The organism is Haloarcula halobia, from assembly GCF_029338255.1.
Taxonomy (GTDB): domain Archaea; phylum Halobacteriota; class Halobacteria; order Halobacteriales; family Haloarculaceae; genus Haloarcula; species Haloarcula halobia.
Window position 1 is genome coordinate 1,106,895 of sequence record NZ_CP119787.1, and the last position, 26,726, is coordinate 1,133,620.

The window sequence follows — 26,726 nt, forward strand, 5'->3', positions numbered from 1 at the left end:
GACAATGACAGCGCCCGCCATCCGTGCCCGGGAGTTGGTGAAACGCTACGGCGACGTGACGGCCCTCGACGGCCTGGACCTGACCGTCGAGCGAGGCGAGTTCTTCGGCCTGCTCGGTCCCAACGGGGCCGGCAAGACGACGTTCATCAACACGCTCGTCGGTCTGGCCCACAGCGACGGCGGGGCCGCGGAGGTCTTCGGGTTCGACGTCGAGGCCGACTACCGCGAGGCCCGCGACCGCATCGGCCTGGCCCCCCAGGAGTTCAACGTCGACCGATTCTTCCCCATCATCGAGGTCCTCGAACACAAGGCGGGCTACCACGGCATCGGACGCCGCGAGGCCCGACAGCGGGCCGAGGAGGCACTGCAGACCGTCGGCATCTGGGACAAACGCGACACCCGTTTCGACTGGCTCTCGGGCGGGATGAAGCGGCGCTTCGTCCTCGCGCGGGCGCTGGTCTCGGACCCGGACCTGCTCATCCTCGACGAGCCGACCGCCGGCGTCGACGTCCAGTTGCGCCACGACCTCTGGGACATCATCAACCGGATGAACGACTCGGGGACGACCATCCTGCTGACGACCCACTACATCGAGGAGGCCGAACGCCTCTGTGACCGCGTCGCCATCATGGACGACGGACGGAAGGTCGACGTCGCCACGCCGGACGAACTGATGTCACGCGGGACCGACACCATCGAACTCGGTCTGGCGGACCCGCCCCGGACCGCGCCCCGCCTCGACGTCGAGGGCGTCACCGACGTCGCGGTTACCGACGAGGGGCTCAGCGTGACCGCGATGGGCGGCAGCCAGACCGCGCCAGCACTCATGCGGGCGCTCGAACGCGAGGGCCACACCGTCACGTCCCTGGACATCCGCCGGGCCTCCCTCGAAGAGGTGTTCGTCAACATGACCCGCGACGAACGGGAGTACCAGGAGGTGTCGGCGTGAGTTCCGATGGCGACGAGGTGGTCGGCACCGACGGCGGCACCACGCCGCTCGCCGGCGAGAGCGAGTCCGAGGGCGCACCCACCGGCCCTCGAGCACGCATGGTCGGCCTCTGGACGCTGCTGCACCGCGAGATCCTCCGGTACGTCCGCCGGCCCCGGAACACGTTCCTGCCGCCGATGATAACTAACGTCTTGTACTTCACCGTCTTCGGCGTCGTGCTCGGCGAGCGCATCAGCGGCGGCGACCCGGACGCCTTCGGCGGCGCGGGCTACGTCCGGTTCATCCTGCCCGGCCTGGTGGTCCTGGGGACCATCTCCAACGCCTTCGAGAACGCCTCCTTCTCGATCTTCCACGGGCGCTGGAACGAGTACATCCACGAGGTGCTGACCTCGCCGCTCTCGCACACGGAAATGGTGCTCGCGTACGTCTCGGCGTCGGCGCTGCGCGGCGTCGTCGTCGGCTGTATCATCTGGGGCGTCGGGATGATCTTCACCCCCGTCTCGGTCGCCAACCCGTTTTACCTCGTGGCGTTCATGCTCGTCATCCCGACGCTCTTTGCGGGCTTTGGCGTCATCGGCGGTCTCTGGGCCAGCGACTTCGACTACCTGACCGTGATGAATCAGTTCATCATCCGCCCGCTGGTGTTCTTCGGGGCCGTCTTCTATCCGCTCGACGCCCTCTCGGGTATCTGGCGACAGGTCACCCTGCTGAACCCGATGGTCTACATGGTCAACGGCGTCCGCTACGGCGTCATCCCCCAGACCACCGACGTGGCGCCGAATCTCTCGCTCGCGGTGCTCTCCGGCCTGACCGTCCTCGTCGTCGCCGTCGACATCGCGCTGGTCAAGCGCGGCTACGGCCTGGTGGACTGAGAACCGAACGAACGGACGTGGTGAATGCCGGAATGGGTCCGCTCCGGCGGGCGGACAAACTATGACAGGTGCCCCACGAGCGGTGCTCGCGGTCCGGATACTTGTGTGCGCCTCCGGACGGGGCGTGTGTGAGAATATGTCACGCAGAGTATTTACACTTGGCGGGTTTTCGCGTGCTGAGGAGTGAAAAGATGGCCCGTATCAGACGTTGTCGGGCGCGTCGGGGTCGTCCTCGACGGCCCGCTTCAGGGAGTCACGCCGGGCCTTCGCGTCGCGGCCGGTCGCCTCCTCGAGGAAGTCGTTTTTCGCCGCGACGGCGTCTTCGGCGGCGTCGACGTGCCCCTCGGCGATGACCTGCTCGGCGGGCTTCTCGTCGATGTGGAGTGCGAGCTTGTCCTTCTTGCTCCCGTAGCCGACGGTGCCGGCCACGACGCGTTCGAACACGGGATTTTTCGGTTCGTCGACGACATGGAGGTCGTTCCCCTCGTAGTCCTCGGTGTCGGTGATCTCCCCGAAGTACTCCTCGACGAACGCCTCCATGTCCGGGACGCGGTCTTCGAGATGCTCGCCCCGACGCATTTTGTACTCTCGCATGGGCGTGGTTTTGCGAGCGCCCGTCTTACCCTTTGCGTTCACTCGCCGGCGGTATGGACCAGCGCACCTTTGTGACACTCCGGACAGAAGTCGCCCTCACGGAGCGACGAGGACTCGACGGGGGTCGAGAACCCACACTCCTCGCAGTAGAACTCCCCCTCCGGGACGGTCACGGCGCTCTTGGTGACCGGTTCGACGTCTGGCTCCTCGGCCGCCTCGTCGGTGTCGTCGCCGAGCACCGTCTCGGGCTTCCAGTCGTCCTCGTCGTCCCCCGGTTCCTCGGGCCACTCGCCCGGCGCGCGGTCGTCGCCGGTCGACTCCTCGTCGTCCCCGTCGATGATGACGCCGTCGTCTTCCCCGGGTTCGGTCTCGGCGGTCACGTCGCTCTCCGCGTCGGGCACGTCGACGTCCGTGGTCGGCGCGTCGAGTTCGGCGTCGCCGCTCGCGACGCCGTCGTCGCTGTCGTCCATGATTTCGGCGTCCTCGGCCGACGGGTCGACCGGGCCGACGCCCTCCCCGCCACGCTCCTCTTCGAAGACCGGCGTCACGGCCTCGTCGTTCTCTGCTTCGGTGTCTGTTTCCTCGTCCGCGTCGTTCGCCGCTGTCTGTGCTTCCACGACGTCACCGGCGATGTCGGCGGGCGTCTCTATCGACGTCACTTCCTTGTTCTCGGAGACGACCCGCGTGTTGCCACACCGCTCGCACGTCTCCTCCTCACGGATGGTGATGACGACTTCGCTGCCCTGTTCCTCACGGTCGCGCTCGACGGTGGCCTCGCCGTACTTGTGCCCGAAGACGGAGCATTTGAGACCCATTGTCAGTTCTTCCCACCGTGACGTACTTAAACCCTGTCTGTCTGGACGGTCGGATCCTCGGCCGGAGTGATTCAAATATTCGGGGGATTAATTAATAACTGGAGAAGTGAAATTTTATAACCGAAGGGGAGCCGACACTCGACCGATGCCCCGGACCCTGACGGCGTGTGCGGTGCTGGTCCTCTGTGTCGGTGGTCTGTTCGTCGGTGCGGCGGCGGCCACGAACAACGCGCCGCCGCTGGCCGACGCGGGCCTCGACCAGACGGTCGGCCCCGACGCGACGGTCCACCTCGACGCCAACGGGTCGCGGGACCCCGACGGCGCCATCGCCGGCGTCCGCTGGACTATCGAGACCCCCGACGGGACGACCACGCGCCCCGACTGCCCGACCTGCCGGGAGACACAGTTCCAGCCCGCGACGACGGGCCGCTACACCGTCACCCTGAACGTCACCGACGACGACGGCGCGACCCGTTCGGACACGCTCTTCGTCGACGTCCAGGCCGGCACCGACCCCTCGGTCACGCTCTCGGGCCCGACCACGGTGGTCCGGAACCGCTCGGCGACGCTCACGGCCGACGTCGACGCCGGCGACGCCGACCTCTCCTCGCTCGCCTGGGTCCTCGACGGCCGGGTCGCACAGCGCGATTCCCTCGCCGGGGGCAGCGCGACGGTCACCCTCGAACGGACGTACACGGCTACCGGGCCGGTCCCGGTACGTGCCGTCGTCTACGACAGCGCCGGTCGGCGTAACGCCACGACCCACGAGGTCACCGTGTACACGCGGGCAGGCGACACGGGCAACGGTGGGGATGGCAACAGCGACGACTGTCACTTCTGGTCGAATAACTGCCTCAACGACGCTACCCTGAAGAACCCCGCCACGGGCGTGGAGAAAGTCGTTAACGCCAACGGTGAACCGGGTATCCAGGTCCAAACCGTCATGGGGAAGATGGACGTCTCCGAACTCGTCGACACGAGTGAATACCAGGTCCACGGGGAGGGGCTGGACGCTGACGTAATCGATGCGGCGAAAAGCCAGGCCATCCTCGAAAATACGGAAAAAGAGAACGAGAAGAATGATGATGGAGACAAGGACTCTACTGGAGATGATGAATCCTCGTCTGGTGGGAATGACGACTATACCAGTTACTCAGCAGGATCGTCCAGTTCAAATGGCGGCTCTTATGAGAGCGAATCCGGAACCACGATGGCTGACGTGACGAGCAGCCCCAGCGATGATGATAGTAGCAGTGACGATGATTCCAGCTCTGACGACAGCGGCGGTGGCTGGTCATACGGTGGTTACGGTGGATCTACTGGTGGTTCCAGCGATACTGGCTCTAGTGACAGTGGTGATTCCTCCGATGATAGTGGTTCCAACGACTCCGGTGGTGGAGGCAGCGGCTTCTCCTGGGGCGGTTTCTCCGGCGGGTCGTACTTCTAACGCTTCAGGAACCGTCTTCTTCGAGCTCTTTGATGACGACATCTCCCCCTCTATGTTTCTAAATGTGCTACTATCGTCGTTGATCCGTGTGTGGGGTGTCTAACAAACACGCACCTCTGCCTTTAGATTTAAATACAAGAATGAGAAATATAAACATAGAGATTATGACTGGTGAAAATTTACGGTCTACGCTACTATTGACTGTGGTTGCGCTCCTTCTGCTCTCTGCGGGGTGTTCCGCACTTTCGAGCACGGCTGACACGGGCCCGAACGCGACACCGGTCCCGAGCACAGAGACGGCCACGGTCACTTCGACCGAGGATGACTGTCGGTGTGGTCTCAACAACTTCACGACCACCACAACCGCTACTGCAGATGGCAAAGACCTTCGGAGTGTCGAACTCGGTCAGATTGCGGGCGGAGAGATTGATTCCAAGGACCCCGTGGGAGACCAGGGCTTCTACGAACCGGTGAAGATGGAAGGCGATAGAGGTCAGAAGGTAACTGTCCTGATGCAAGCCGCTCAGGGCGATCCACGCCTGAAAGTCGTTGCACCGAACGGATCAGTTATCGCCTCGGATGATAACAATGGCCCCGATGAGAGTGCTGAAATTGAAGACCTCGTCCTGCCGGAAGACGGTGAGTACACGATCAAGTCGATGTCTGCGGAGCCAAACTCCACATTCCAGTACGCCCTTGACGTGAGTGACTACGATGATGCTACTGGTGGCTGGTACGATGGTGATGCGACAAAGTGGAATCGGAGCGAGCAACTCGGGGAGTTTACGATTGATTATCAAGAGCTCGCTGATGATGAAGATGTCCACATGACCCCCGCCGACGAAGTTGACGCGGTGAATCCCGAGAAGGAGTATATCGTCGTCACGTACCGTCTTGAGAGTGATAGTCCTAGCTCGGACAAGCTGACAGCTATCGACGCTTCACTTCTAGTCACCTACGATCTGATTGTAGAGGACTACGTAGGGAGCGATGCGGATGTAAACGAGAGCTGGGTTCCCGACCGCGTGTATCACAGGGCGGTGACTCCCGATGGTGAGCTGTACAGGACAACTTACGTCTCAAAAACAATGGTCGACCGCTACACTGGGGATAACTATCCGGAATACTGGTTCGCGTACCTATCGACAGGGAAGTTTGGACCGGCAAACCCGAACTATATCGAGGGCGCGGAAAACTCCACGACGGAGTTGGACTACCCGGAGATGGACGAGGATACCGAGAAGTACCCGCCGTAGCGGTGTCGAGTTCTCCTCGATTCGTTCACGCTGCACGAAGGACGGGCGACTGAGAGAGCCACTGATGATTGCGAGACAGGCACCTGTGGAGGACGGCGTATGTCTTGACAGCGTGACGTTCGTCCCGTTGCGTCCCGACGCTGCGCCCCTGCTACTGTCGCGGCATTTCCGCGGTTACGCAGCCGACTTGGTGGCTTCCCTGGGAATCGATCTGCTGGCGGCTTCCAGAGTTCGATTTCGGTCATTGTGTCGATAACAGTAGGTGAACCGTCTTCGCTGATAGAATGAGACGGTGGCAGCGACTGCACACCGACCGCCTGAACGAGGGACAAAGCCAAGAGCCGTCCGACTATAGTACCACGTATGAGAGCGAAGCGGGAGTACCGTGACCGAGACGATACCGAAGTTGCGGTGCTCGACGCCCTCGCGGACCGCCACCAGGAGGGGATGACGGTGTTCGAACTCCGGTCGCGCGCGGACGTCAGCATCGACCAGATCGAAGACGCGCTGGCCGCTCTCAAGGCGGACGACCTCATCGAGGTGGAGGACAACGGCGAGCGGACGGTCATCCTCCCACACGAGGACGTGGTCGGGGCTGACCAGCCGGACGACGAGGAGTCACTGCTCGACCAGTTGCGCAGGCGACTCCCGCTGTGACCTGACGGGCGGGAGTGCGTCGCGCCGCTGTCGCTTCGCGCCTCGCTGACCCACCCGGATTCAGGTACTTCCGGATTCAGACGTTCTCGAGCGGCGTCGCCGCGCAGTTGTTCGGCCCGAGTTCGAGCTCGAACGCTTCAGTCTCCGCGACGGTCTCCCGGCCGAGGTTGACCGCGATGATGCGCTCGAAGTTGGCCGGCCGCGGCGGGATGTCGCCGGTGACGTCGTCGACGAACGCCTCGGTGTCCAGCTCGAACGCGGGCAGGCGGTCCCTGAGGTCGCCCAGGCGCGCGGTGTAGGTCCCGTCGGCGGCGGGCTCGGTCCGGTCGTCGTAGTGGCCCGGTGCGACCAGCGTGTCGTCGGGCAGCGTGGCGAGTCGATCGGTGAGCGTCTCGTGGAGGTCCCTGGCCAGCGCCGGGGCGCCCTCGTCGCCGGCCTCGAGGTCCGGGCGGGCGACGCTCTCGAGGAAGAGGCTGTCGCCGGTCAGCAACACCTCGCCGACGCGGAACCCCGTCATCTCGGTGGTGTGGCCGGGGAGCGCGACGGCCGTGAGCGTCGCGTCCCCGACAGTCACGGCCGTGCCGTCGTCGAGTTCGGTCACCGCGTAGGCGAGGCCTCGCTCGTTTGCGCGTGCGGGCAACACAGGTTCGACGCCCTCGGCGGCGAGTCGCTGGAGGCCGCTGACGTGGTCGGCGTGGACGTGCGTGTCGACGGCGTAGCGGAGCGTCGCGTCCCGGGCGGCGGCGTCGTCGACGTAGCGGTCGGCGAACGCCCGGAGCGGGTCGACGACGGCGGCCTCGCCATCGGCGACGACCAGGTAACTCAGACACCCGGACGACGGCCGCTGGTACTGGACCACGGTGGCCGCCTCGCACGGGACCTCGTGGGCCTCGTAGAGTCGCGCCCACCCCTCCATCCCGCCGTCTAAGTTCCGGGCTTCGACGCCGTGGTCGACCAGCAGGCCCGCTGCGAACTCGCTGGCCTCGCCCTCGGCACAGACCGTGACGATGGGGCCCTCGCCCTCGCCCTCGCCCTCGCCCTCGCCCTCGCCCTCGCTCTCGAGGCCCGCCAGCAGCGCGTCGACGTCGCCGGTGACCTTGGCCTGGAGGACCCGGGTGAACGGGACCTGTGTCGCGGTGACCGTCGGGCCGTCGATGTGCCACTGTTCGTACTCCTCCCGGTCGCGGACGTCGAGTAAGCGGATGGGCTCGCCGGCGTCGAGTCGCCGTTTCAGGTCCGCTGCCGACAGCCCCGCCGGTTCGGCCGGCGGAGTCGGTGCGTTGGTGGCCATACCAGCGCTTGGTCTCGCGGGCGGATAAGTCGGACGGGGATTGAAATACGTCTCGCCCCACCGTCCGGTATGGGTCCTGCCGACACCATCGAGACGGTTCGCGAGACGACGGCCACGGAACTCGATCGCCTCGGGTCGGACAAGCTCCTGATCGCCGTGACGGGGGCGACGCTGGAACCGGCCGCGGTCCGGACGGCGGCGGCGACACGCGAGCGCGGCCTCGCCCGGACGCTCGAACGGTGGGGCGTCGAGACGTCCGAGACGGCCGTCGCCGGGACGTTCGCGGACGCGGCGGCCGACGCCGTCGACCGCGCCGACCGGCTCGACGCCGAGGCCGAGGGCGACGACGCGCTGGTCGCGCACCTCGACACCGTCGCGGAGACGCCTGCTCGCGTGGGGGCTGGCCTCGTCGCGCCCCCGCTGCTCGCCGACCGGTTCTACCTGCAGGTGGTCAACTTCTTCCTCAACGAACCCGACAGGGCCAGCGCCGACCGGTTCCGCGAGATCCGCACGGGGGCTGCGGACCTCGACTATCCCAGTGCTGCGCTCGAGTCGCTCTCGTCCGAGGAGCGCGAGCAGGCGGCCGCCGCCGCCGTCGACGCCATCGAGGCGGTCTACGCCGACTACGCCGAGACCCTCGAGGCGATGGGACTCGACCCGAGACCAGTCTGTTGAGTGCCGTCGCCATCGACACCACACCAGTACTTGTGTGCGTGTTCGGTGCACTGCGGCTATGTCTTCAGCGGCAGGCGGCCGGGAGCGGGTGGGTGTACACGCACACCGCTGGCGGGCGACGGCGGTGCCGGGCACGAAGTGGCACCCGGTCGTCGTCTCGACGTTACTGGCAGACGACGGGCGGGGCATCAGCGACCACAGGGGGCGCTCGATGGCGTCGCCGACAAGGCCCGCTCCGACTGCCTCGATGACCTCCAGACGCTCGGCCTGGTCTCGCGGGCGGTCATCGACGACAAACCGGTCCGGGTCGGGAGCACCTGCCCGACGACTCGCGGTCCAGTCGTCGTCCCGTCGCCCTCGAGGGCCGGCCCGTGGCTCATAGTGATTGCTGTGACTGTTTACCGGTACGACCGCACGTAGTCGTGCGGTTGGTGCCGAAATGACTCACAGCAGTCACTATCAGTCCTCGTCGTCGACGACTTCGAGGCCGCGGTTGTTCACCGCCGACGGGTCGAGGCCGACCTCCTCTAGGAACTGCTTGTACTCGCGCTCGCACTGCTCGGCGTCTTTCTGTCGGTCGCTCGCACGGTCACACAGCGCCACGAGGTCCTCGGGGACGTCGTTGGTGTAGACGATCCAGTGGTTGATGAGGTCCGACAGGCGACGGATGGGCGAGGTGAAGTGGCCGTATATCTCGAAGTTCAGCGCGTGGTGGCCGCCGAAGGGGTCGTTCATGTACTTCGCGCGGGGCATGACCTTCATCACGGCCCACTGAATCTTGCTCAGCTGGCGCTTGGGGGCCTGTTCGAGCGTGGCGTTGACCGCCTTCCGGGGGTCGTCCCACGCCGACCCGGGGATGGAGACGCCGTCGAGCTCCTGTATCTCGACGAGCGCCTCGTCCCACTCCTCGGGACTCGGTTGCGGGTGGACACGGTACATCGCTTCGACCCCGCGGTCCCACATCAGCTCGTGGGTGACGGCCTTGTTCGCCTTCAGCATGCACTCTTCGATGATCGTGTGTGCGCGATCGCGCGCGGGGTTGAGCACGAGCGACCCGTCCTCCTTGCGCTGTTCGTGCATCCGGTCGGCCAGTTCCCAGACGAGCTCGGTCCTCTCGGCGAGGTCGACGCGCTGGTCTTCCAGCAGGTCGTCGGCGCTGTTGGGATCGTCCAGCAGGCGCTCGGCCTGCGTGTAGGTCAGGCGGGCGTCGCTCTCGATGACGGACTTGTAGATGTCGATGTCCTCGTAGCTCAGCGTCTCCTTGTCGAGGTGCATCTCGACGGTGTGAGCGAGGCGGTCCTCGTTGGGGACCAGCGAACAGACCGTCTCTGCCAGCACCGGCGGGAGCATGTGGATGGTGTAGGCCGGCAGGTACACCGTGTTCCCGCGCTCGACGGCCTCGGCCCACATCGCCGACTCCGGGTGGACGTAGTGGGTCACGTCGGCGATGTGGACCCAGAGGACGTACTCGTCGTCGCGCTCCTCGACGGAGATGGCGTCGTCGAAGTCCTGGGCGTCGACGGGGTCGGTCGTCCACGTCGTCATCGCCCGGAGATCCTCGCGCTCGTCGAGTTCGTCCTGTATCTCCTGCTGGACGTCCTCGGTCCGGGCCTCGGCCTCCTCTAGCACCTCCGGCGGAAACTCGTCGCGGATGCCGAACTTCTCGAACAACTCCTCGCGCTTGTTGGCCAGGTGGCGGGCCATCTCCTCGTCGATCTCGACGGGGCCCTGCCCCTCCGCGGTCCCGGCCGCCGCCTGTGCGTCCTCGGTAGTCATGGGGCGGCCTACGACCAGGGTGTAGTTAGGACTGTCGGGCCGGACACGGCCTCACTCGCGGCGGCGCTCGGACAGTTCCCGGAACCGCTCGAGAAACGTCTCCCGGTCGGTCTTCCCGGCACCGGCCTCGTCTAACGTCCGCTCTAGTCCCCGTCGGGGCTGGCGACAGAGGTCGCCGAAACATGCCTTGCAGACGTACTCGAACTCCTTGTCCGTTCGGTCCCACCGGTCCCCGTACTTGTCGTACTCGCGGGCGTCGGACCGTGACACGGTCTCCCCGCAGGCGATGCAGGTCACCGTCTCCCGGCGGGCCCGGGACCCGAACATATGCCCTACTATCGGTGGGTTCCCTATATCGTTTTCCACCCCCGGGACCGGACCGTCTCGCCGGTCGGCCGGTGCAGAATCGGACCGGCCGCGACGCCCGACAGCAGGCCCGGGAACCGAGTCTACGGGCCGGTGCCTAACACGGTTGGGTACACAGGTTAAAGTTATAGGGCACGTTGTCTCAAGAAGATGACGCAATCCTCTGGAGACGAGTGGTCCCACGTGCGCCCCCGTGGCCCCCACCCGGTCCCCCGCCGCAGGACCGCACCGGGACACTCGAGGAGTCTGCCGCAGATGCGACTCGCATCATCTCCGACTGTCACGCCGCCCAAATCCAATGCAATCTGAGAATATCACCACGAGCAGATCGATCCAGCGACAGACCGGTCGGACGTTCCATCTCGCGACGCGGCTCCTGCCAAAGCGCATCCGTCACCCGACGTACGTGATGTATGCCTTCTTCCGCGTCGCAGACGAGATCGTCGACCAGCCGGACGGTCCGCCGCCGGCGGTCCAGCACGAGCGCTTAGAGGAGTTCCGCGAGATGGCGCTGGGCAACCGCGAGCCCGAGGACTCCGAGGCGGGGGCCGTGATGGCCGCCTTCCAGGAGCTCGCGGCGGAACACGGCATCGACGACGACGAGATCAACGTCTTCATCGACGCGATGGAGATGGACATCGCCCAGGCCCGCTACGAGACCTTCGAGGACCTCAGGGAGTACATGCGCGGGTCGGCGGTGGCCGTCGGCAACATGATGACGACGGTGATGGGGCCCGATCAGGAGGCGGAGGCGCGTCCGCACGCGGCGGCCCTCGCCGAGGCGTTCCAGCTCTCGAACTTCCTCCGGGACGTCCGCGAGGACATCCACGAGTACGGGCGGGTCTACCTCCCCCAGGAGACGCTGGAGCGCCACGGCGTGACCGAAGACCAGCTGGCGGAGGCCCGGGTCGACGAGGCGTTCCGGGCGGTCATGCAGGAGGAAGTCGCCCGGACCGACGACCTCTACCGCGAGGGCGTGGCCGGCATCCGCTATCTCCCCGAGGACTGTCAGTTCGGCGTCCTGCTCGCGGCGGTGCTGTACGCCGAACACCACCGGCTCATCCGGTCGCGAGGCTACGACGTCCTGACGGAGACGCCCGAGCTGACCCGGCGTCGTCGTCTCTGGTTGCTCGCCCGGACCTGGTGGCACTGGCGGCGCAACGGCGACCCGGAGGCGACCTTCTACGCCGTCAGCGCCGTCTCCGAACGCCGCCCGAGCACCGCGTCGACGGAAGTCGCCAGCCACGGCCAGCCCGCCTGGCGCGGCTGATCCGCGCCGCGGTGATGCCGTATCCACTGACGTACCTCCAGTTTCACGCGGTCTTTATCCTGCCTGTGCTGGTCGGGCTGGTGCTGGCCGCTCGCTACCGGCTCGCCAGCCGCCGCGTCGTCCTGACGGGGACGCTCGTGCTCGCCGGCCTGGCCGCCGTCTACACCACGCCGTGGGACCGCTACCTCATCCTCCGTGGCGCCTGGTGGTACGGTGAGGGCCGCGTCGCACTCCGGGTGGCCGACATCCCGCTCGGGGAGTACCTCTTTTTCGTCCTCCAGCCCATCGTCGTCGGGCTGTGGGTCGGGCGCTTCCCCGTCGATACTTCGCGCCCGCTCGCGCTGCCGGTCCGGACGCGGCTGGCGGGCCTGGGAGCAGCCGCCCTCGTCGGCCTGTCGGGGCTCGCGCTGCTGGGTCGTCCCGGCGGGCTGTACCTGGGCCTCCTGCTCGCCTGGGGGGCACCGATTCTGGCCATCCAGTGGGCGTTCGGGTGGCCGTTCCTCCTCGATCACTGGCGGACCGTCGCCGTCGGGACGCTCGTCCCGATGGCCTACCTCTGGGTGGTCGACACCATCGCCCTGGCACTCGGTATCTGGGTCATCTCGAAGGAACACACGCTCGGCCTCGACGTGCCACTGCTGGGCCTGCCCATCGAAGAGGCGACCTTCTTCCTGCTGACGTCCCTGTTTGTCGTCCAGGGCGTCGTCCTCTACGCCTGGGTGGTCGATAGATGGCAGTGACGGACCGGTCGCTCGTCGCTCGACCCGCTCGCGAGACGCTTCGCCGCGTCGTCTTCGTCCCCTCGTGGGTGGTCACACTCCTGCTTGCGGCGCTGTTTCTGGCCGGCGCGTCGCTCTCGCCGGCGCTGCAGTACGCGCCGCTGGTGCTCAGCGTCGTCGTCTTCGGCCTCCCACACGGGGCCGTAGACCACCTCGCGGTCGCGCGCACCCGCGGGGTGCCCCCCGACGTACGTGCCGTCGCGCGCGTCTTCGGACTCTACGTCGCTCTGGGCGGGGCCTACGCGGTCCTGTGGTTCCTCGCGCCGGCGGTCGCCTTCGTCCTCTTTATCGCGCTCACCTGGTTCCACTGGGGACAGGGGGACCTCTTCTCGCTGGTCGCACTCGCGGACGCCGACCACGTCCGCTCCGGCGGTCAGCGCGTCGCGACGGTCGTCGTCCGTGGCGGTCTCCCGATGCTCGTCCCACTGCTCGCCTTCCCGGCCTGGTACCGCCGGGTCGCCGGCGACCTGGTCGGCCTGTTCGCGCCCGGCGCGTCGGCGGCGCTGGACGTGGTCTTCCGGCCCGACGTCCGCGCGGGGCTGGCCGTCGCCTACGCGGCGGTCCTCGTCGCGACGCTGGCCGTGGGATACGCCCGCGCGTCGGACCGGGCCCCCTGGCTGCTTGACGCCGGCGAGACGCTGGGCCTGGTCGTGTACTTCGCGCTGGTTCCGCCGGTGCTGGCCATCGGCGTCTACTTCTGTCTCTGGCACTCGCTGCGCCACGTCGCTCGCTTGCTGGCGGTCGACGACCGTGCGGCGACCGCACTCCGCAACCGACACCCCGCGCGTGCACTCGGACGGTTCGCCCGCGACGCGGCCCCGCTCACGGTGGCGTCGCTCGCACTCCTCGCCGGCCTCGCCGTCCTCGTCCCGGACCCGCCACAGACAGTCCCGGAGTGGGTGGCGCTCTATCTCGTGTTCATCGCGGTGGTGACGCTCCCCCACGTCGTCGTCGTCACGCTGATGGACCTCGAACAGGACATCTGGGCGGCAGCCTGAGCCGGGGTGCCTCCTCCCGTGGGCCCCGCCTCCCCGCCGAGCGATTCGAACCCCGTTCCACGAAGACAGACGTGAATACAGAAAAAACAGATATAGAACTCACACTTGTAGAATCGCAAATCGTAACATGCAGGCCAAATAAGCCATATAGTTATATAATCATACTTTGAGAATACAATGTGGAGTTATGGATTTAAAAACGGATATTATACACTCGGAATGGGGGAATCAGCACAGATAACAGGTGTACATGTATTATTATTGTCCCGTGAGCTCGACCTCTATCGACTTCGCCGTACTGAATACCTGGCCGGGGATGTCCTCCTCGAGATACCGGCCGTGAAGCCTGTCCACGGGCCCACAGACGCCCAGCGCGGCCACGCGTTCGTCCTCGGTGGTCGTCACCGGCGCGGCGACGCCGACGATACCCTCGTACTGTTCTCCTCTGCAGAACGCGAATCCCTCGTCGCGGACGCCCCGAAGCGTCTCTTTCAGCGCGTCGGGTTCGGTGATGGTGGCGCTCGTGGGCGCGACGAGGTCTCTGTCCGCCACGAAGGTGTCGAGGCGCTCCTCCGAGAGCGCCGAGAGCATGGCCTTCCCGGGGGCGTTCACGTGCAGGGGGAGGCGCTCGCCCGGGACGTAGCGCGGTGACCATCCATCCGGAGACTCGGCGATATAGACGGGCACACCGGCTGTTTCTTGTAGGATGAACAGGACCGCGGTCTCTCCGGCGGCCGACGCGAGGTTGTCCAGGTACCGCTTGGCCGCCGTGTAGATGGGCAACCGCTGTAGCGTCTTCGCTCCGATGTACAGCGAGCACAGCGCCGGTTCGTAGCGATTTCCCCGTTTGCAGACGTAGTTCCTGGCCCGGAGCGTCGAGAGGTGGTTGTGGACCACGCTCTTCGAGACGTCCAGACTCTCCGCGAGCGCGGTCACCCCCATCGGCTCGTCCGACTCGACGAGCGTCTCGAGGAGGTCGAGCGAGGTTTCCGTCGCGTCGATGGTGTAGTCCTGGTCGGATGACATGCTGTCATCCAGTACAGAGCGACGACGTATAACTTTGTTCGTTAGAAAAGAACACGAGGCACCTGCTACTCGATGGCACGGTAATATATATCATGATAAATCACCAATATTACTTTTCTACCGGTCCGAAATGGTACGAAGCATATCTTTTCTGCTCTGCAGAACGCCGGTCCGCCCGCGGCGTGTCGCACCCGCCGCGCTTTCCCCCGAAGTGGACCGCCCCACGCGAGGCTCACGGTGCCGTCACGCGCAGATGGGGTGGTCGGCCCGGTTCCGGACTCAGGTCCGACTCGGGTCGACGATTTTCTTCAGTCCCTCCGCGTCGTCCATGCGCTCGAACGCGCGCGGGATGTCCTCGAGGCCGATGTGATCGGTGATGACGCTGTCGGCGTCGACGCGCCCCGTCCGGAGCATCGTGATGGCTCGCTGGAAGTCCTCCGTGTTGAGCGCGAACGAGCCACGATAGTCGATTTCGTGGTAGAAGATGTCGAAGGGGCTGACCTCCAGCGTCGCGTCCTGGGCGGGCACGCCGAAGATGAGCGTGGTCCCGCCGTTGGCCGTGACGGCGTTGGCCTGCTCGATGGTCGGCACGAGACCGATCGCCTCGGCGGCCACGTCGACCTTCCCGCCGGCGGCCGCGGGAATCGCCGCCTCCGGGTCGACCTCGGTCGGGTCGACGACCGCGTCCGCGCCCAGCTCTCTCGCGACCTCCCGCCGTTCGGGGTCCAGTTCCGAGACGACGATGGGACCGGCGCCCGCGTTGCGAAACGACTGGAGGAGGAGGAGCCCGATGGGGCCCGCGCCGATGATGGCGACGCTGTCGCCCGGGGTGATGTCGGCCACCTCGACGCCGTGGACACAGCAGGCCAGGGGTTCGGCCAGGGCTGCCCGGTCGAACGGCATGTCGCCGATGTCCTCGATGCAGATCTCGGGGACTCTGACGTACTCGGCGAAGGCGCCGTCGCGGACCGTCTCGGCGGCGCCGCCGATGCTCGTGCTGCTCTCACAGAGGTGCGTGTCGCCCTCCTTACAGTACGAACACACGGTACACGGGACGGTCGGGTTGACCGCGACGCGGTCGCCGACTGCGGCGGTCTCGACGTCGGCACCGACCTCGACGACGGTGCCGGCGCTCTCGTGACCCGGGACCATCGGCTTGTCCACCGGGAAGGTACCGTGATACATGTGGAAGTCGGTCATACAGACGCTACAGGCACCGACTTCGACGAGTACCTCGTCGGGGTCGGGCGAGGGTCGCTCCCGCTCCTGGATCTCGATTTCTCCGACGTCCGTCAGGGCGGCGACGCGCATCAGTTCCCGCCCTCCCTGGCGCGCGCGCGTGAACGGGATGTGAAGCGATACTGGGAGTGCTTGGATAGGTTCCGTGTCATAGTCTCTGAATCGTGGTGGGCCGTCTGCAGGCGGTCGGGAGCCGAACCGGGGCCGACTCCTGCGGTCGCCACGCGTGTAGCGATCGGCTTTCTCGTCCCGGATATGGTGTGAGGTTCTATTAAAAACTTTCCACCGGCGTGGGTGGTGGTTACTTTGGCAGTGCTCGTTTCACAGAGCCAGGCAGCCTCGCGCTCTCAGCGCCCCCCGTCTCGCTGAGTGCGCGGTCCATGCTTCTCGCCCAACCCGGCAGATCTCCCGGCTCCGGACGGATCGTTCCGGCTGTTCACTCTCGAAATGTCTCGACCGAACGCGTCTCGGAGGGGAAGGGAGTAGCTTTATTATCCATGAACAATGTGCTTAGTGTGAGGCAATCGAACATGCCAAGCAATTCAAACAGGCGGAAGTTTCTGAAAGCGACGGGTGTCGGAATCACAGCGGGCCTCGCGGGATGTACTCGAGGGGGCTCCGACGGTGGCTCCGGCGGTGATGGCGGGTCCGGCGGCGACGGCGGGTCCGGCGGCGACGGCGGCGACGGGGGCTCCAGCGGCGACGGCGGTTCGAACGACGGCAGCTCGGAGGACGAGCTCCCGATCTCGCTGAGCGAGTACGACAGCGCCGACATCGACTGGAAACAGTTCGAGGGCGACAGCATCAACATCGGTGCGGTCCAGCACCCGTGGGTGTCGGCCATCAAGCCGGCGATTCCGACCTTCGAGGCACTGACCGGCATCGACGTCCAGTGGAACATCCTGCCGGAGAACCAGTTCCGGACCAAGCGACAGACCGACGCGAGTACCGGTGCCGGGCAGTTCGACGTCTTCTTCATGGACCAGGTCGTCAACCAGTTCCGTGAAGAGGGCTGGCTGCAGCCGCTCGACCCGTACTTCAACGACGAGAGCCTCTACGACGAGAGCTTCTACCAGCCCGGCGACCTCTTCGAGGGGTCGCGCTGGCAGGCCCACGGTGGTGGCTACAGCGACAACTGGACCGGACTTCCCATCACGGTCGAGGTCCAGACCCAGTTCTACCGCCAGGACCTCTACGACAAACACGGCCTTGAGGTCGCCGAGACCTGGCAACAGCACCGCGAGAACGCGCAGGTCATCGACGAGAACGAGGACTTCCCCGGCACGGCCGGGCGTGGCCAGAAGGGCTACGGGATGAACATCTACATCCTGAACACGCTGCTCCGTCAGAAGGGGACCAGCCTCTGGACCGACTTCCCGAACGACTCCGGGCTCGACACCGACGGCGTCATCGAGGCAGCAGAGTACTACACGAGCCTGCTCCAGGACTACGGGCCGGACGGCGCGGACTCCCAGACCTGGTCGGACGTCCTCACGACGATGCAGGAAGGCCGCAGCGGTCACATCGTCGCCGACGCCAACATGTTCTGGGGCGGCCTGACCAGCGACGAGTCGAGCGTCGCCGACACTGTTCGGATCGCGAAGGTGCCCAAGCCGGAGGGTGGCGAGCTGAACCCCAACGCGTTCAACTGGCAGATCTCGACGTCCACGAACGCCAGCAACCCCGAGCAGGCGTTCCTGTTCATGGAGTGGGCGACCTCGCCGCCGACCGACCGCTGGATCAACGTCGAGAGCAGCGGTGTCTTCTCCGTGCGCCAGTCCACCTGGGAGGACGAGGACTACATCTCGAAGGTCGGCGAGGACTACGCGACTGTCTCGCTCGAGTCGCTCAAGGTCTCGTCGCCCGACCCGTTCGACCGCAAGTACCCCCAGTGGGGCCAGCGCTACTCCGAGGAACTGCAGCGCGCCATCGCCGGCCAGAAGGATGCCGAGACCGCGATGAAAGACGCCGCGGCGGCCGCCGAAGACATCTACAGCAGCTGAGGCCGGACGACAGACCTGTCCGTCAAATTTTTTCACGTAATCCATGAGTACACCAACACAAACAGAAACTAGCAACACGCAAGGCCTCGCCAGACTCCGGGACCTGTGGAACGACTACCTCCCGTACTGGTTCATGGCACCGATGGTCCTGGTGATGGTGATGATCACCTTCTTCCCCGGTGCCTACGACCTGTACCTCTCGCTGATCGAGGAGCCCACGCTGAACATCTTCGCGGCCGAGTTCGCCGGGCTGAGTAACTTCGAGACGGCGTTCACCCGCGGCGGTGCGTTCCACTCGTTTGTCATCACGGTCACCGTCGTCGTCAGCGCGCTGTTCCTCGAGAGCGTCCTCGGGTTCGTCCTGGCCGCACTCGTCTCCGGCGTCGAAGATTCCAATCGGATGAAGTCGTTCTACCGGGTGCTGTTCATCATCCCGATGGCCGTCGCGCCCGTCTCGCTTGCGACCATCGGGCGACTCATGCTCAACACCGAGATCGGGATCATCCCGTACGTCATCAACACGGCGACGCCGTTTGCCGCACCCTCGTTCCTCTCTGATCTGCCACTGCTCACCGTGATACTGCTCGATACGTGGAACTGGACGCCGTTCATGTTCATCATCTTCTACGCCGGGCTCTCGTCGGTGCCTACGACGCTCATCGAGGCGTCGCGGGTCGACGGCGCACCCCTGTGGCGACGCTACGTCCACGTCATCATCCCGTACATGAAGCCGGTGGTGTTCGTCGCGACGCTCATCAGGATGATCGATCTGTTCCGGACGTTCGGTGTGGTGTACGGACTGACCCAGGGCGGTCCCGGGACGGCGACGCAACTGGTGAGCATCAACATCTACGAACAGATGTTCATCAACAACCAGTTCGGCGTGGCCGCGGCGATCGCAGTCGTCTATCTCATCTTCGTCATCGCCATCGCGAACATCGTCATCGCGAAGGTCGGCTTCGAGGGGGTGTGGGACTGATGGCGTCGGCAGACCTGGACACCGCGGCGACCGGCTCGCAGTGGCTCGACAAGGAGACCCGCGAGACGCTCGTCACGGTGATCCGACACGGCATCCTGCTGACCTGGTCGTTCATCGTGCTGTTCCCGCTGTACTGGCTGGCGTCGATGTCGCTGAAACCGCCGGGCCAGGCGAACGCGCTCCCGCCGGAGTGGATCTTCCTGCCGACGGTGTACAACTACATCCAGCTCGTCCAGCAGTCGGAATTCGTCAACGCGTTCGCCAACAGTCTCTTCATGGTCAGCGCATCGGTCGTCCTCGTCGTGCTGATCGGGGTCCCGGCTGCGTACGTCCTCTCGCGGTACGACATCCCGATGGAGCGGGACGTGCTCGTGTGGATCCTCTCCTCGCGGATGCTCCCGCCCATCGCCGTCGTCCTGCCGTTCTTCTTCATCTTCCGGGCGCTGAATCTGTTCGACAGCCGGATCGGGATGGTGCTGATGTACATCAGCATCAACCTCTCGCTGGTCGTGTGGGTGATGAAGGCGTTCTTCGACGGCATCCCCGAGACGCTGGAGGAGGCCGCACGGGTCGACGGTGCGACCCAGTTCCAGGGCTTCATGAAGGTCGTCCTGCCTGCGGCCAAACCCGGCATCTTCTCGGTGGCCATCATCAGCTTCATCTTCGCGTGGATCGAGCTGCTCTTCGGGCTCGTGCTGACGAGCTTCGAGGCAGTCCCGGTCACGCTGTTCGTCTACTCCTTTATCGGCTCCCGCTCCATCGAGTGGGGGATGCTCGCAGCCGCCTCGACGGCGATGATCGTCCCCGTGGTGATCTTCCTCATCGCGGTCAACAAGTACCTCGCCGCGGGACTCAGCTTCGGTGTGGTGATCAAAGAATGAGCACGACTGCAACGACACGGCGCGCACTGCTCGCAGACCACGCCCATGCGGTGGCGGTAAATAGCCGCACGACGGAGGTTCACTAATGGCTCGAATCACAATCGACGACGTAACGAAGCGGTTCGGAGAGGGCGACGAGTCTATCGTCGCGGTCGACGACGTCTCGCTGGATATCCACGACGGCGAGTTCATCGTCTTCGTGGGTCCCTCGGGCAGCGGGAAGTCGACGCTCATGCGCATCGTCGCGGGGCTCGAGACCCAGTCCGAGGGCGACATCCACATCGGCGACACCCTCGTCAACCAGCTCGGGCCGCGCGCCCGGGACATCGCGATGGTGTTTCAGAACTACGCGCTGTACCCGAACATGACCGTCGAGGAGAACATGTCGTTCGGTCTGAAGATGTCCACGGACCTCTCCGAAGACGAGATCGAGCGCCAGGTCACCGAGGCCGCCGAGATGATGGGCATCGGCGACCTGCTCGACAACCGTCCCGGCGAACTGTCGGGGGGACAGCAACAGCGCGTCGCGCTGGGCCGTGCCATCGTCAGGGACCCGAACGTCTTCCTGATGGACGAGCCGCTCAGTAACCTGGACGCGAAGCTCCGCGCGGAGATGCGCACCGAGATCAACCGCCTCCAGAACGACCTGGACGTGACGACGCTCTATGTCACCCACGACCAGACGGAGGCGATGACGATGGGCGACCGGCTGGTCATCCTCAACTACGGGGAGATCCAGCAGGTCGGGACGCCGCTCGAGTGTTTCTACCGTCCGTCGAACCAGTTCGTCGCCGGCTTCCTGGGCTCGCCCTCGATGAACTTCTTCGAGGGCACCGTCGAGGGCGGAACGCTCCGGGTTGACGGCTTCGACTTCGACCTGACCGACCGGATGCAGACGGCCGTCGGCGACCGGACCGCACTCACCCTCGGTGTCCGTCCGGAGGACATCTCCCTGCACGACGAACCGACCGTCGGCACCGAGTTCGAGGCCGTCGTCGACGTCGTCGAGCCGATGGGGAGCATCTCCTACGTCTACCTGAAGCCGTCCAACCAGGACGACGACCAGACGTTCATCGCCGAGACGGACGGTCAGCGCCCCATCTCGGAGGAACAGACCGTCTACGTCGACATCCCGGCAGCGGACATCCACCTGTTCGACGCCGGGTCGGGTGAGACCATCCACCAGCGCCAGCTCGGGGAAGAGGCGGAGATCGCGCTCGAGGAGCGGATGCAGTCGGCCAGTCAGTAACCCCGCGACGTGCGTCGTCGTTTTTCGCTCGCAGTCGGTCGGCGGTGGGTCCGGACCAGCCATTTCAAGTAGATACTCCCCTATTGACCACGCATGCAAATCACCGACTACGAGCTGTTCGCCGTGCCGCCCCGGTGGTTACTGCTGAAACTGGAGACCGATACGGGGGTCGTCGGGTGGGGCGAGCCGATTCTCCCGGGCCGTCTCGAGACGGTGCGGTCGGCGGTGACCGAACTCGTCGAGGGGCACCTGCTCGGGCGCGACCCCCGCCGGACCGAGTACCACTGGCGCAAGCTCTACCAGGGTGGCTACCACCGCGGCGGCCCGGTGCTGATGAGCGCACTGTCGGGCATCGACATGGCGCTGTGGGACATCAAGGGCCGCCACCACGACACCCCGGTCCACCAGCTGCTGGGTGGCCACGTCCGCGACCGGATGCTCGTCTACCAGTGGATCGGCGGCGACGACCCCGAAGACATCGCCGAGTCCGCCCGGCAGGGATACGACCGGGGGTATCGGGCGCTCAAGTTCAACGTCGCCCGGAAGTTCCGGCCACTCGAGACCGCCGACACGGTCGACCACGCCCTCGACCGCATCAGGGCCGTCCGGAACGCCGTCGGCGACGACTGCTTCATCGGCGTCGACTTCCACGGCCGCGTCTCGAAGGCGATGGTCCGCGAGCTGGTCCGGCGACTCGAACCGTACAACCTGATGTTCGTCGACCAGCCCGTCCTGCCCGAACACTCCGAAGTGCTCGCGAGTCTCAGCGAACAGACCACCGTCCCCATCGCGACGGGCGAGCGGTTCTACTCCCGGTACGACTTCAAGCAGCTGTTCGTCGACGACGCCGTCTCGGTCATCGAGCCCTGTCTGATCCACGTCGGGGGCATCAGCGAGATGAAGAAACTCGTCTCGATGGCCGAAGCCTTCGACGTCGCCGTCGTCCCTCACTGCCCGCTGGGCCCCATCGCCTTCGCGGCCCACCTCCAGGTGGGCTTTAGCGCCCAGGGCGTCGTGATGCAGGAACAGGACCTCGGCGTGGACGACCCCGAGTCGAGCAAGCGCCTCGGCCTCCTCGAGGACCCCACGACCTTCGAGTTCGCGGACGGTTACGTCGAGCGCCCGACCGGTCCGGGGCTGGGCATCGAGGTCGACGAGGCCACCGTCCGGGAGCAGGCCCAGGCGGAGGTCAACTGGTACAACCCCGTCTGGCACCACGCCGACGGGAGCGTCGCTGAGTGGTGACCCGGCTCTTTTAGTAGGTCACCGACCCACACTCTCGTATGCGAACCGCAGTCCTAGTCGGACCTACCGAGTTCGAACTCACCGACCGTCCCAGACCGCAACCGGCCCCCGACGAGGTACTCGTCGCCGTCCGCGACGTCGGCATCTGTGGGTCCGACGTCCATTACTACGAACACGGCCGCATCGGCGACTACGTCGTCGAGAACCCGCTGGTGCTGGGCCACGAGAGCGCCGGCGAGGTCGTCGCCGTCGGCGACGCGGTGACACACCTGTCGGTCGGCGACCGGGTCGCGCTGGAACCGGGTGTCCCCTGTCGCCGCTGTACCCACTGCAAGCGCGGGGACTACCACCTCTGTGAGGACGTCACTTTCATGGCGACGCCGCCACACGACGGTGCCTTCACCGAGTACGTCTCGTGGCCGGCCGACTTCGCGTACAGACTGCCCGAGAGCGTCTCGACCACCGAGGGCGCGCTCTGTGAACCACTCAGCGTCGGCATCCACGCCGTTCGCCGCGGCGACGTCGAGACCGGAGACACCGTCGTCGTCACGGGCGCGGGCCCCATCGGGCTGCTGGTGATGGAGGCCGCCCGTGCCGCGGGCGCCACCGACGTCGTCCTCACCGACGTGGTGCCGGAGAAACTGGCGGTCGCCGCGGAACGTGGCGCCGACCTCACCGTCGACGTCAGCGAGACGGACCTCGAGGCGGCCGTCGACGACCACACGGACGGCGTCGGCGCGGACGTGGTCGTCGAGGCATCGGGCGCCGCTCCGTCTATCGAGAGCACGTTCGACGTCGTCCGCCGCGGGGGAACCGTCGTCCTCGTCGGCCTCGCCTCCGAGGTGACCATCCCCATCGACGTCCTCGACGTCATCGACAACGAACTCGACGTCCACGGGTCGTTTCGCTACAAGAACACCTACGACGCGGCCGTCGATCTGCTCGCCGACGGCGTCGTCGACGTCGAGGGCATCGTCGACTTCGAGGCCCCGCTCTCTGACATCGATACCGCCTTCCAGCGGTCAATGGGCTCAGATATCGTCAAAGATATAATAAAAATTGACAGTTGAGGGCTAGATAGCCACTTATAGAGACATATATCCTCCAGAAGAGTCTCTACACCAAAATACCAACTCATTTCTGCCCCACCTGAAACTATCACGTGTACCTCTGGAGATAGACGGGGTCAGAATACTGCTGCCGACTCGCCACTCTCGCCTTTGAACGCGCTGACTACCGGCCACCCCACGCTCCGGTCGGCCGGCAGCCCGTAAGTCGAGGAACGACGGCGCGGCCGCTGTGGGCCGGTACCATCGAAGAAATCGAGCCCCTGGGGACGGGGACGTTACTTGCCCTTGCCGCCCTGGCTGCGCAGGGACGGGCGGGTCTTCTCTGTGCCCTTCCCCTTCTTCGAGAGACCGCGGTTGCGGCGGCCGGCACCGGTCAGCCCGCGGAAGACGCGGTCGGCCTGGTGGTCCTCACAGATCCAGTTGAGGTCGTCGTCGTTCTGGATGGCCGCGTGCTCGGGGTCGACGAGGATGACCTCGTGCCACTTCTGTCGGCCGTCCTGGCCGACGGAGTAGCTGTTCAGCACGCGGAGGTTCGGGAAGACGCGGGCGGCGCGTTCCTCGGCGACGCGCTGGATGTCCTTCCGGCGCGTGATTCGGGTGACGCCCTGGCGCTTCGAGCGGCGCCCGGCCTTGTGTCGGCGCTTGCGCGCGCCGCCTTTCCGGACGGAGACGCGCGCCACGACGATGCCCTGTTTGGCCTTGTAGCCCTGCGAACGGGCCTTGTCGAGGCGGGTCGGGCGCTCGATGCGCTCGACGGCACCCTCCGTTCGCCATTCCTGCTGTCGCTGCCACTGGAGCTCTGCGAGCTTGCCGTCGCCCGGGTTCTTCCAGGCGTCTCGGATGTACGAGTATGCACTTCGTGCCATGTGTATCACCACGGGCGTTGCGTGGTTCAAGGCCTGCGGGGCTCCGCCCCGAGCGCCTCACATCCCGACCTGCACACGCAGGTGCCCGCTGGCGCCCGTCGTCCAGCGAGTTACTGGAGGTTCTGGACTCGACGGCTTAAACGGTTCGAACTGTCCCGAGGCTGTGGACCGCTCACAGGGCCCGCCGGGTCGATTTCCTATCCCGACATGTGGTTTATCGACCTGACCTGCTCACAGACAATCGTGACGATTCCAGTCGCTTGAGAACGCAAGGGGCCGTTATATAGCGGGAGACAAACACTCGGCGTATGAAGCGAGTGGTCGCCAGCGACGACCCGATGATAGACGTAGCACAACTCGACGAGGCACTCGACGCCGAGGTAATCGCCGCTGAAACCGGCGAGGAAGACGAGCTCGTCGCAGCGGCCAGCGGCGCCCACGGCCTCGTCGTCGACGTGAACACGCCGGTTACCGCCGCCGTCCTCGCCGAACTCGACGCGCTCGAGGTGGTGGCACGGGCCGGCGTCGGCATCGACAACGTCGACGTCGCGGCCGCCGCGGAGCACAGGGTCACCGTCACGAACGCCCCCGACTACTGTACGACCGAAGTGGCGACCCACACCGTCGCACTGCTCCTGGACTGCGTTCGCAACGTCTCCGGCTACGACCGGGACGTCGCGGCGGGCAACTGGGGCTGGGAGCACAGCCGGCCGCTGTATCGCGTCCCCGGCCGGACCCTCGGCCTGGTCTCCTACGGCCCCATCGCCCGGCAGGTCCGGGAGCGCCTCCGCGGGTTCGACCTCGAGGTCGTCGCCTTCGACCCGTACGTCGACGCCGAGGAGATGGCCGCGGACGACGTCGAGAAGGTACCGCTGGAGGACCTGTACGCGCGCGCGGACTACGTCTCCCTGCACGCACCGCTGACCGACGGCACGCGCGAGATGGTCGACGCCGACGCGCTGGCGTCCATGCGGGACCACGCCGTGCTCGTCAACACGGGCCGTGGCGGTCTGGTCGACGAGACGGCCCTCGCCGACGCGCTGGACGCCGGCGAGGTCGCGGCCGCCGGCCTCGACGTCCTCCAGGCGGAACCGCCGAGTAGCGACAATCCGCTGGTGGGCCTCGACAACTGTATCGTCACCCCCCACGCCGGGTGGTACTCCGTCGAGGCCCGAGCGGACCTGAACCGCACTGTCGCCGACAACGTCCGCGCGGCGCTGGCCGGCGAGACGCCACCGGACCGTATCGACCCAGCGACCGACTGGCTCTGAGCCCCCGTCGTCGCCGACAGGCGACGTCCGTGTGTCTTCATGTCGTCCTGGTCAGCGACCACCGTGCGGTGACGGCTCTGGTCGGCAGTTCGACCGGGACGGGCGACCGCCCCGCGAGCGACGCCGCCACTTTCCCTCGACGGTATCGGTGGCTGGCGGGTATGCGCGCCATCGAAACCACCGAAACCAGTCCGCGGCCCCGTCGACAACGCCCACAGACTCCGTGATTCGGGGTGGTCGGCGCTATCGTATCAACCGCATAGCCTTATCTGGTATCCACGCGTCTCTAGCTCGATGAGTTCACGCACAGTTCTGACAGTGTTCGTCGCTCTGCTGGTCCTCCTCGCCGGCTGTGGCGGTGCTGCCGTCTCCGAGGATGGGGACGGCGGCGTGGCCGGCAGCAGCGACGGGACCGGTGGCGACGGCGCCGACGGGTCGGCCGACGACGCGGGACCGAACGGCAGCGACGGCGATAGCCCGGACCAGTCGTTTGCAGTCACCGACTCGGAGCAGGCGCTCCGTGACGCCGGGAGCTTCACCGCCCGGTTGTACTTCGAGATGACCGACAGCAACGGAACGACGTCCTCGATCGAGCGTACATACGCCGTCGACCTCGACGCCGAGCGTTCCGCCCAGTCGTTCTCGATCGTCGGCGACGCCGAAGCCGTCGAGTTCGAGACGTTCCACGCCGACGGCACGGCCTACACGAAACTCGGCGACGGCGAACAGGCGTTCTACCAGGTGCGACCCGACGACACCGATCTGGTCGAGAACGCCCTCAGCCAGGGCATGACCGGCTACGACGAGTTCGATGACGCGCGCCACGACGGCACTGAGTCCTTCGACGGGACCACCGTCGACCGCTTTGTCTTCTCCGACCCGACCGTCTGGCGACAGTACGGCACGACGGCCTTCGGAACCGAGGAGAACGTCACGGTCACCGACTTCACCGTCGTCGTACTGGTCGACCGGGACGGCCTGGCCCGCTCGACAGAGTGGACCCTGACCGGCGAGACGGAGGACGGACGGCCCGTCTCGGCCGACTGGCGCTACACGGTGACCGACCTGGGTTCGACGTCGGTCGAGGACCCCGACTGGCTCGAGGATGCCGTCGCCCAGAGCCAGGGCCAGACCGACTACTGACCGGCCCGT

25 protein-coding genes are annotated in these 26,726 nt (G+C 65.9%); 17 read left to right on the forward strand and 8 right to left on the reverse strand.

Annotated elements, in window-relative coordinates:
* Positions 1 to 4: 4 nt before the first annotated feature.
* Complete coding sequence (locus P1K88_RS05905; RefSeq protein ID WP_276413304.1) at positions 5 to 949, forward strand: ABC transporter ATP-binding protein; 945 nt, start codon at positions 5 to 7, stop codon at positions 947 to 949.
* Between the two features lie 98 nt (positions 950 to 1,047).
* Positions 1,048 to 1,821, forward strand: coding sequence for an ABC transporter permease (locus tag P1K88_RS05910; RefSeq protein WP_276414119.1), 774 nt, complete (start codon positions 1,048 to 1,050; stop codon positions 1,819 to 1,821).
* 201 nt (positions 1,822 to 2,022) lie between these two features.
* Here the strand turns inward: P1K88_RS05910 and P1K88_RS05915 are convergent, their stop codons facing one another.
* Both P1K88_RS05915 and P1K88_RS05920 read right to left on the reverse strand, forming a co-directional pair.
* Entirely contained in the window at positions 2,023 to 2,415 is a 393-nt protein-coding gene (locus P1K88_RS05915; protein ID WP_276413306.1) for a DUF5611 family protein, read from the reverse strand.
* Between the two features lie 38 nt (positions 2,416 to 2,453).
* Positions 2,454 to 3,230 (reverse strand): DUF7093 family protein, encoded by a 777-nt coding sequence (locus tag P1K88_RS05920; protein WP_276413307.1) that lies wholly within the window; start codon positions 3,228 to 3,230, stop codon positions 2,454 to 2,456.
* Between the two features lie 145 nt (positions 3,231 to 3,375).
* Between P1K88_RS05920 and P1K88_RS05925 the strand changes: the two genes are divergently transcribed.
* The 3 genes from P1K88_RS05925 to P1K88_RS05935 all read left to right on the forward strand — a co-directional run bounded on the left by P1K88_RS05925 (position 3,376) and on the right by P1K88_RS05935 (position 6,590).
* Positions 3,376 to 4,677, forward strand: a complete 1,302-nt coding sequence (locus P1K88_RS05925; RefSeq protein WP_276413309.1) for a PKD domain-containing protein — start codon at positions 3,376 to 3,378, stop codon at positions 4,675 to 4,677.
* Positions 4,678 to 4,874: 197 nt separating this feature from the next.
* Positions 4,875 to 5,933: a hypothetical protein gene (locus tag P1K88_RS05930; RefSeq protein ID WP_276413312.1), complete on the forward strand. Its 1,059-nt coding sequence runs from the start codon at positions 4,875 to 4,877 to the stop codon at positions 5,931 to 5,933.
* 363 nt (positions 5,934 to 6,296) lie between these two features.
* Positions 6,297 to 6,590: a DUF6432 family protein gene (locus tag P1K88_RS05935; protein WP_276276497.1), complete on the forward strand. Its 294-nt coding sequence runs from the start codon at positions 6,297 to 6,299 to the stop codon at positions 6,588 to 6,590.
* A gap of 76 nt (positions 6,591 to 6,666) precedes the next feature.
* On the opposite strand, the gene P1K88_RS05940 is transcribed toward P1K88_RS05935, so the two are convergent.
* Positions 6,667 to 7,881, reverse strand: a complete 1,215-nt coding sequence (locus P1K88_RS05940; RefSeq protein WP_276413314.1) for an MBL fold metallo-hydrolase — start codon at positions 7,879 to 7,881, stop codon at positions 6,667 to 6,669.
* Between the two features lie 69 nt (positions 7,882 to 7,950).
* Here P1K88_RS05940 and P1K88_RS05945 point away from each other — a divergent pair, with 69 nt between their 5' ends.
* A complete protein-coding gene (locus P1K88_RS05945; protein WP_276413316.1) occupies positions 7,951 to 8,556 on the forward strand; it encodes a transcription antitermination protein in 606 nt (201 codons plus the stop codon).
* Between the two features lie 459 nt (positions 8,557 to 9,015).
* Here P1K88_RS05945 and P1K88_RS05950 read toward each other — a convergent pair whose 3' ends face one another.
* Both P1K88_RS05950 and P1K88_RS05955 read right to left on the reverse strand, forming a co-directional pair.
* Entirely contained in the window at positions 9,016 to 10,332 is a 1,317-nt protein-coding gene (locus tag P1K88_RS05950; RefSeq protein ID WP_276413319.1) for an RNB domain-containing ribonuclease, read from the reverse strand.
* A 51-nt stretch (positions 10,333 to 10,383) separates the two neighbouring features.
* Positions 10,384 to 10,659 (reverse strand): DUF7562 family protein, encoded by a 276-nt coding sequence (locus P1K88_RS05955; protein WP_276413320.1) that lies wholly within the window; start codon positions 10,657 to 10,659, stop codon positions 10,384 to 10,386.
* A 337-nt stretch (positions 10,660 to 10,996) separates the two neighbouring features.
* Here P1K88_RS05955 and P1K88_RS05960 point away from each other — a divergent pair, with 337 nt between their 5' ends.
* The 3 genes from P1K88_RS05960 to P1K88_RS05970 are packed head-to-tail and all read left to right on the forward strand — an operon-like array spanning position 10,997 to position 13,745.
* Entirely contained in the window at positions 10,997 to 11,968 is a 972-nt protein-coding gene (locus P1K88_RS05960) for a phytoene/squalene synthase family protein (protein WP_276413321.1), read from the forward strand.
* Positions 11,969 to 11,982: 14 nt separating this feature from the next.
* Entirely contained in the window at positions 11,983 to 12,708 is a 726-nt protein-coding gene (locus tag P1K88_RS05965) for a lycopene cyclase domain-containing protein (protein WP_276413322.1), read from the forward strand.
* Entirely contained in the window at positions 12,699 to 13,745 is a 1,047-nt protein-coding gene (locus P1K88_RS05970; RefSeq protein WP_276413323.1) for a Brp/Blh family beta-carotene 15,15'-dioxygenase, read from the forward strand. The genes P1K88_RS05965 and P1K88_RS05970 overlap by 10 nt, the downstream gene beginning before the upstream one ends.
* A 258-nt stretch (positions 13,746 to 14,003) precedes the next feature.
* Here the strand turns inward: P1K88_RS05970 and P1K88_RS05975 are convergent, their stop codons facing one another.
* Together P1K88_RS05975 and P1K88_RS05980 are read right to left on the reverse strand one after the other, a co-directional pair.
* Entirely contained in the window at positions 14,004 to 14,771 is a 768-nt protein-coding gene (locus P1K88_RS05975; RefSeq protein ID WP_276413324.1) for an IclR family transcriptional regulator, read from the reverse strand.
* Positions 14,772 to 15,050: 279 nt separating this feature from the next.
* Positions 15,051 to 16,082, reverse strand: a complete 1,032-nt coding sequence (locus P1K88_RS05980; protein WP_276413325.1) for an alcohol dehydrogenase catalytic domain-containing protein — start codon at positions 16,080 to 16,082, stop codon at positions 15,051 to 15,053.
* 458 nt (positions 16,083 to 16,540) lie between these two features.
* Here P1K88_RS05980 and P1K88_RS05985 point away from each other — a divergent pair, with 458 nt between their 5' ends.
* The 6 genes from P1K88_RS05985 (at position 16,541) to P1K88_RS06010 (ending at position 23,437) form a co-directional block, all read left to right on the forward strand.
* On the forward strand, positions 16,541 to 18,013 hold the full coding sequence (locus P1K88_RS05985; RefSeq protein WP_276413327.1) for an extracellular solute-binding protein: 1,473 nt from the start codon (positions 16,541 to 16,543) through the stop codon (positions 18,011 to 18,013).
* 43 nt (positions 18,014 to 18,056) lie between these two features.
* Positions 18,057 to 18,992, forward strand: coding sequence for a carbohydrate ABC transporter permease (locus P1K88_RS05990; protein ID WP_276413329.1), 936 nt, complete (start codon positions 18,057 to 18,059; stop codon positions 18,990 to 18,992).
* Positions 18,992 to 19,873, forward strand: coding sequence for a carbohydrate ABC transporter permease (locus tag P1K88_RS05995; RefSeq protein ID WP_276413330.1), 882 nt, complete (start codon positions 18,992 to 18,994; stop codon positions 19,871 to 19,873). Before P1K88_RS05990 ends, P1K88_RS05995 begins: the two co-directional genes overlap by 1 nt.
* Positions 19,874 to 19,958: 85 nt before the next feature.
* On the forward strand, positions 19,959 to 21,122 hold the full coding sequence (locus P1K88_RS06000) for an ABC transporter ATP-binding protein (protein WP_276413331.1): 1,164 nt from the start codon (positions 19,959 to 19,961) through the stop codon (positions 21,120 to 21,122).
* Positions 21,123 to 21,215: 93 nt separating this feature from the next.
* Entirely contained in the window at positions 21,216 to 22,367 is a 1,152-nt protein-coding gene (dgoD, locus tag P1K88_RS06005; protein WP_276413332.1) for a galactonate dehydratase, read from the forward strand.
* A 38-nt stretch (positions 22,368 to 22,405) separates the two neighbouring features.
* Positions 22,406 to 23,437 (forward strand): NAD(P)-dependent alcohol dehydrogenase, encoded by a 1,032-nt coding sequence (locus tag P1K88_RS06010; RefSeq protein WP_276413333.1) that lies wholly within the window; start codon positions 22,406 to 22,408, stop codon positions 23,435 to 23,437.
* 275 nt (positions 23,438 to 23,712) lie between these two features.
* On the opposite strand, the gene P1K88_RS06015 is transcribed toward P1K88_RS06010, so the two are convergent.
* Positions 23,713 to 24,303, reverse strand: a complete 591-nt coding sequence (locus P1K88_RS06015; protein ID WP_276413334.1) for a 50S ribosomal protein L15e — start codon at positions 24,301 to 24,303, stop codon at positions 23,713 to 23,715.
* A 308-nt stretch (positions 24,304 to 24,611) separates the two neighbouring features.
* Here P1K88_RS06015 and P1K88_RS06020 point away from each other — a divergent pair, with 308 nt between their 5' ends.
* Both P1K88_RS06020 and P1K88_RS06025 read left to right on the forward strand, forming a co-directional pair.
* Positions 24,612 to 25,574, forward strand: coding sequence for a C-terminal binding protein (locus P1K88_RS06020; protein WP_276413335.1), 963 nt, complete (start codon positions 24,612 to 24,614; stop codon positions 25,572 to 25,574).
* A gap of 294 nt (positions 25,575 to 25,868) precedes the next feature.
* Positions 25,869 to 26,717, forward strand: a complete 849-nt coding sequence (locus P1K88_RS06025) for a DUF7537 family lipoprotein (protein WP_276413337.1) — start codon at positions 25,869 to 25,871, stop codon at positions 26,715 to 26,717.
* The last annotated feature ends 9 nt before the right edge of the window (positions 26,718 to 26,726 follow it).

Excerpts from the sequence above, each read along its gene's own strand:
- P1K88_RS05905 (WP_276413304.1), top strand. The coding sequence starts at position 5 with ATGACAGCGCCCGCCATCCGTGCCCGGGAGTTGGTGAAACGCTACGGC.
- P1K88_RS05910 (WP_276414119.1), top strand. The coding sequence starts at position 1,048 with ATGGTCGGCCTCTGGACGCTGCTGCACCGCGAGATCCTCCGGTACGTC.
- P1K88_RS05915 (WP_276413306.1), bottom strand. The coding sequence starts at position 2,415 with ATGCGAGAGTACAAAATGCGTCGGGGCGAGCATCTCGAAGACCGCGTC.
- P1K88_RS05920 (WP_276413307.1), bottom strand. The coding sequence starts at position 3,230 with ATGGGTCTCAAATGCTCCGTCTTCGGGCACAAGTACGGCGAGGCCACC.
- P1K88_RS05925 (WP_276413309.1), top strand. The coding sequence starts at position 3,376 with ATGCCCCGGACCCTGACGGCGTGTGCGGTGCTGGTCCTCTGTGTCGGT.
- P1K88_RS05935 (WP_276276497.1), top strand. The coding sequence starts at position 6,297 with ATGAGAGCGAAGCGGGAGTACCGTGACCGAGACGATACCGAAGTTGCG.
- P1K88_RS05940 (WP_276413314.1), bottom strand. The coding sequence starts at position 7,881 with ATGGCCACCAACGCACCGACTCCGCCGGCCGAACCGGCGGGGCTGTCG.
- P1K88_RS05945 (WP_276413316.1), top strand. The coding sequence starts at position 7,951 with ATGGGTCCTGCCGACACCATCGAGACGGTTCGCGAGACGACGGCCACG.
- P1K88_RS05950 (WP_276413319.1), bottom strand. The coding sequence starts at position 10,332 with ATGACTACCGAGGACGCACAGGCGGCGGCCGGGACCGCGGAGGGGCAG.
- P1K88_RS05955 (WP_276413320.1), bottom strand. The coding sequence starts at position 10,659 with ATGTTCGGGTCCCGGGCCCGCCGGGAGACGGTGACCTGCATCGCCTGC.
- P1K88_RS05960 (WP_276413321.1), top strand. The coding sequence starts at position 10,997 with ATGCAATCTGAGAATATCACCACGAGCAGATCGATCCAGCGACAGACC.
- P1K88_RS05965 (WP_276413322.1), top strand. The coding sequence starts at position 11,983 with ATGCCGTATCCACTGACGTACCTCCAGTTTCACGCGGTCTTTATCCTG.
- P1K88_RS05970 (WP_276413323.1), top strand. The coding sequence starts at position 12,699 with ATGGCAGTGACGGACCGGTCGCTCGTCGCTCGACCCGCTCGCGAGACG.
- P1K88_RS05975 (WP_276413324.1), bottom strand. The coding sequence starts at position 14,771 with ATGTCATCCGACCAGGACTACACCATCGACGCGACGGAAACCTCGCTC.
- P1K88_RS05980 (WP_276413325.1), bottom strand. The coding sequence starts at position 16,082 with ATGCGCGTCGCCGCCCTGACGGACGTCGGAGAAATCGAGATCCAGGAG.
- P1K88_RS05985 (WP_276413327.1), top strand. The coding sequence starts at position 16,541 with ATGCCAAGCAATTCAAACAGGCGGAAGTTTCTGAAAGCGACGGGTGTC.
- P1K88_RS05990 (WP_276413329.1), top strand. The coding sequence starts at position 18,057 with ATGAGTACACCAACACAAACAGAAACTAGCAACACGCAAGGCCTCGCC.
- P1K88_RS05995 (WP_276413330.1), top strand. The coding sequence starts at position 18,992 with ATGGCGTCGGCAGACCTGGACACCGCGGCGACCGGCTCGCAGTGGCTC.
- P1K88_RS06000 (WP_276413331.1), top strand. The coding sequence starts at position 19,959 with ATGGCTCGAATCACAATCGACGACGTAACGAAGCGGTTCGGAGAGGGC.
- dgoD (WP_276413332.1), top strand. The coding sequence starts at position 21,216 with ATGCAAATCACCGACTACGAGCTGTTCGCCGTGCCGCCCCGGTGGTTA.
- P1K88_RS06010 (WP_276413333.1), top strand. The coding sequence starts at position 22,406 with ATGCGAACCGCAGTCCTAGTCGGACCTACCGAGTTCGAACTCACCGAC.
- P1K88_RS06015 (WP_276413334.1), bottom strand. The coding sequence starts at position 24,303 with ATGGCACGAAGTGCATACTCGTACATCCGAGACGCCTGGAAGAACCCG.
- P1K88_RS06020 (WP_276413335.1), top strand. The coding sequence starts at position 24,612 with ATGAAGCGAGTGGTCGCCAGCGACGACCCGATGATAGACGTAGCACAA.
- P1K88_RS06025 (WP_276413337.1), top strand. The coding sequence starts at position 25,869 with ATGAGTTCACGCACAGTTCTGACAGTGTTCGTCGCTCTGCTGGTCCTC.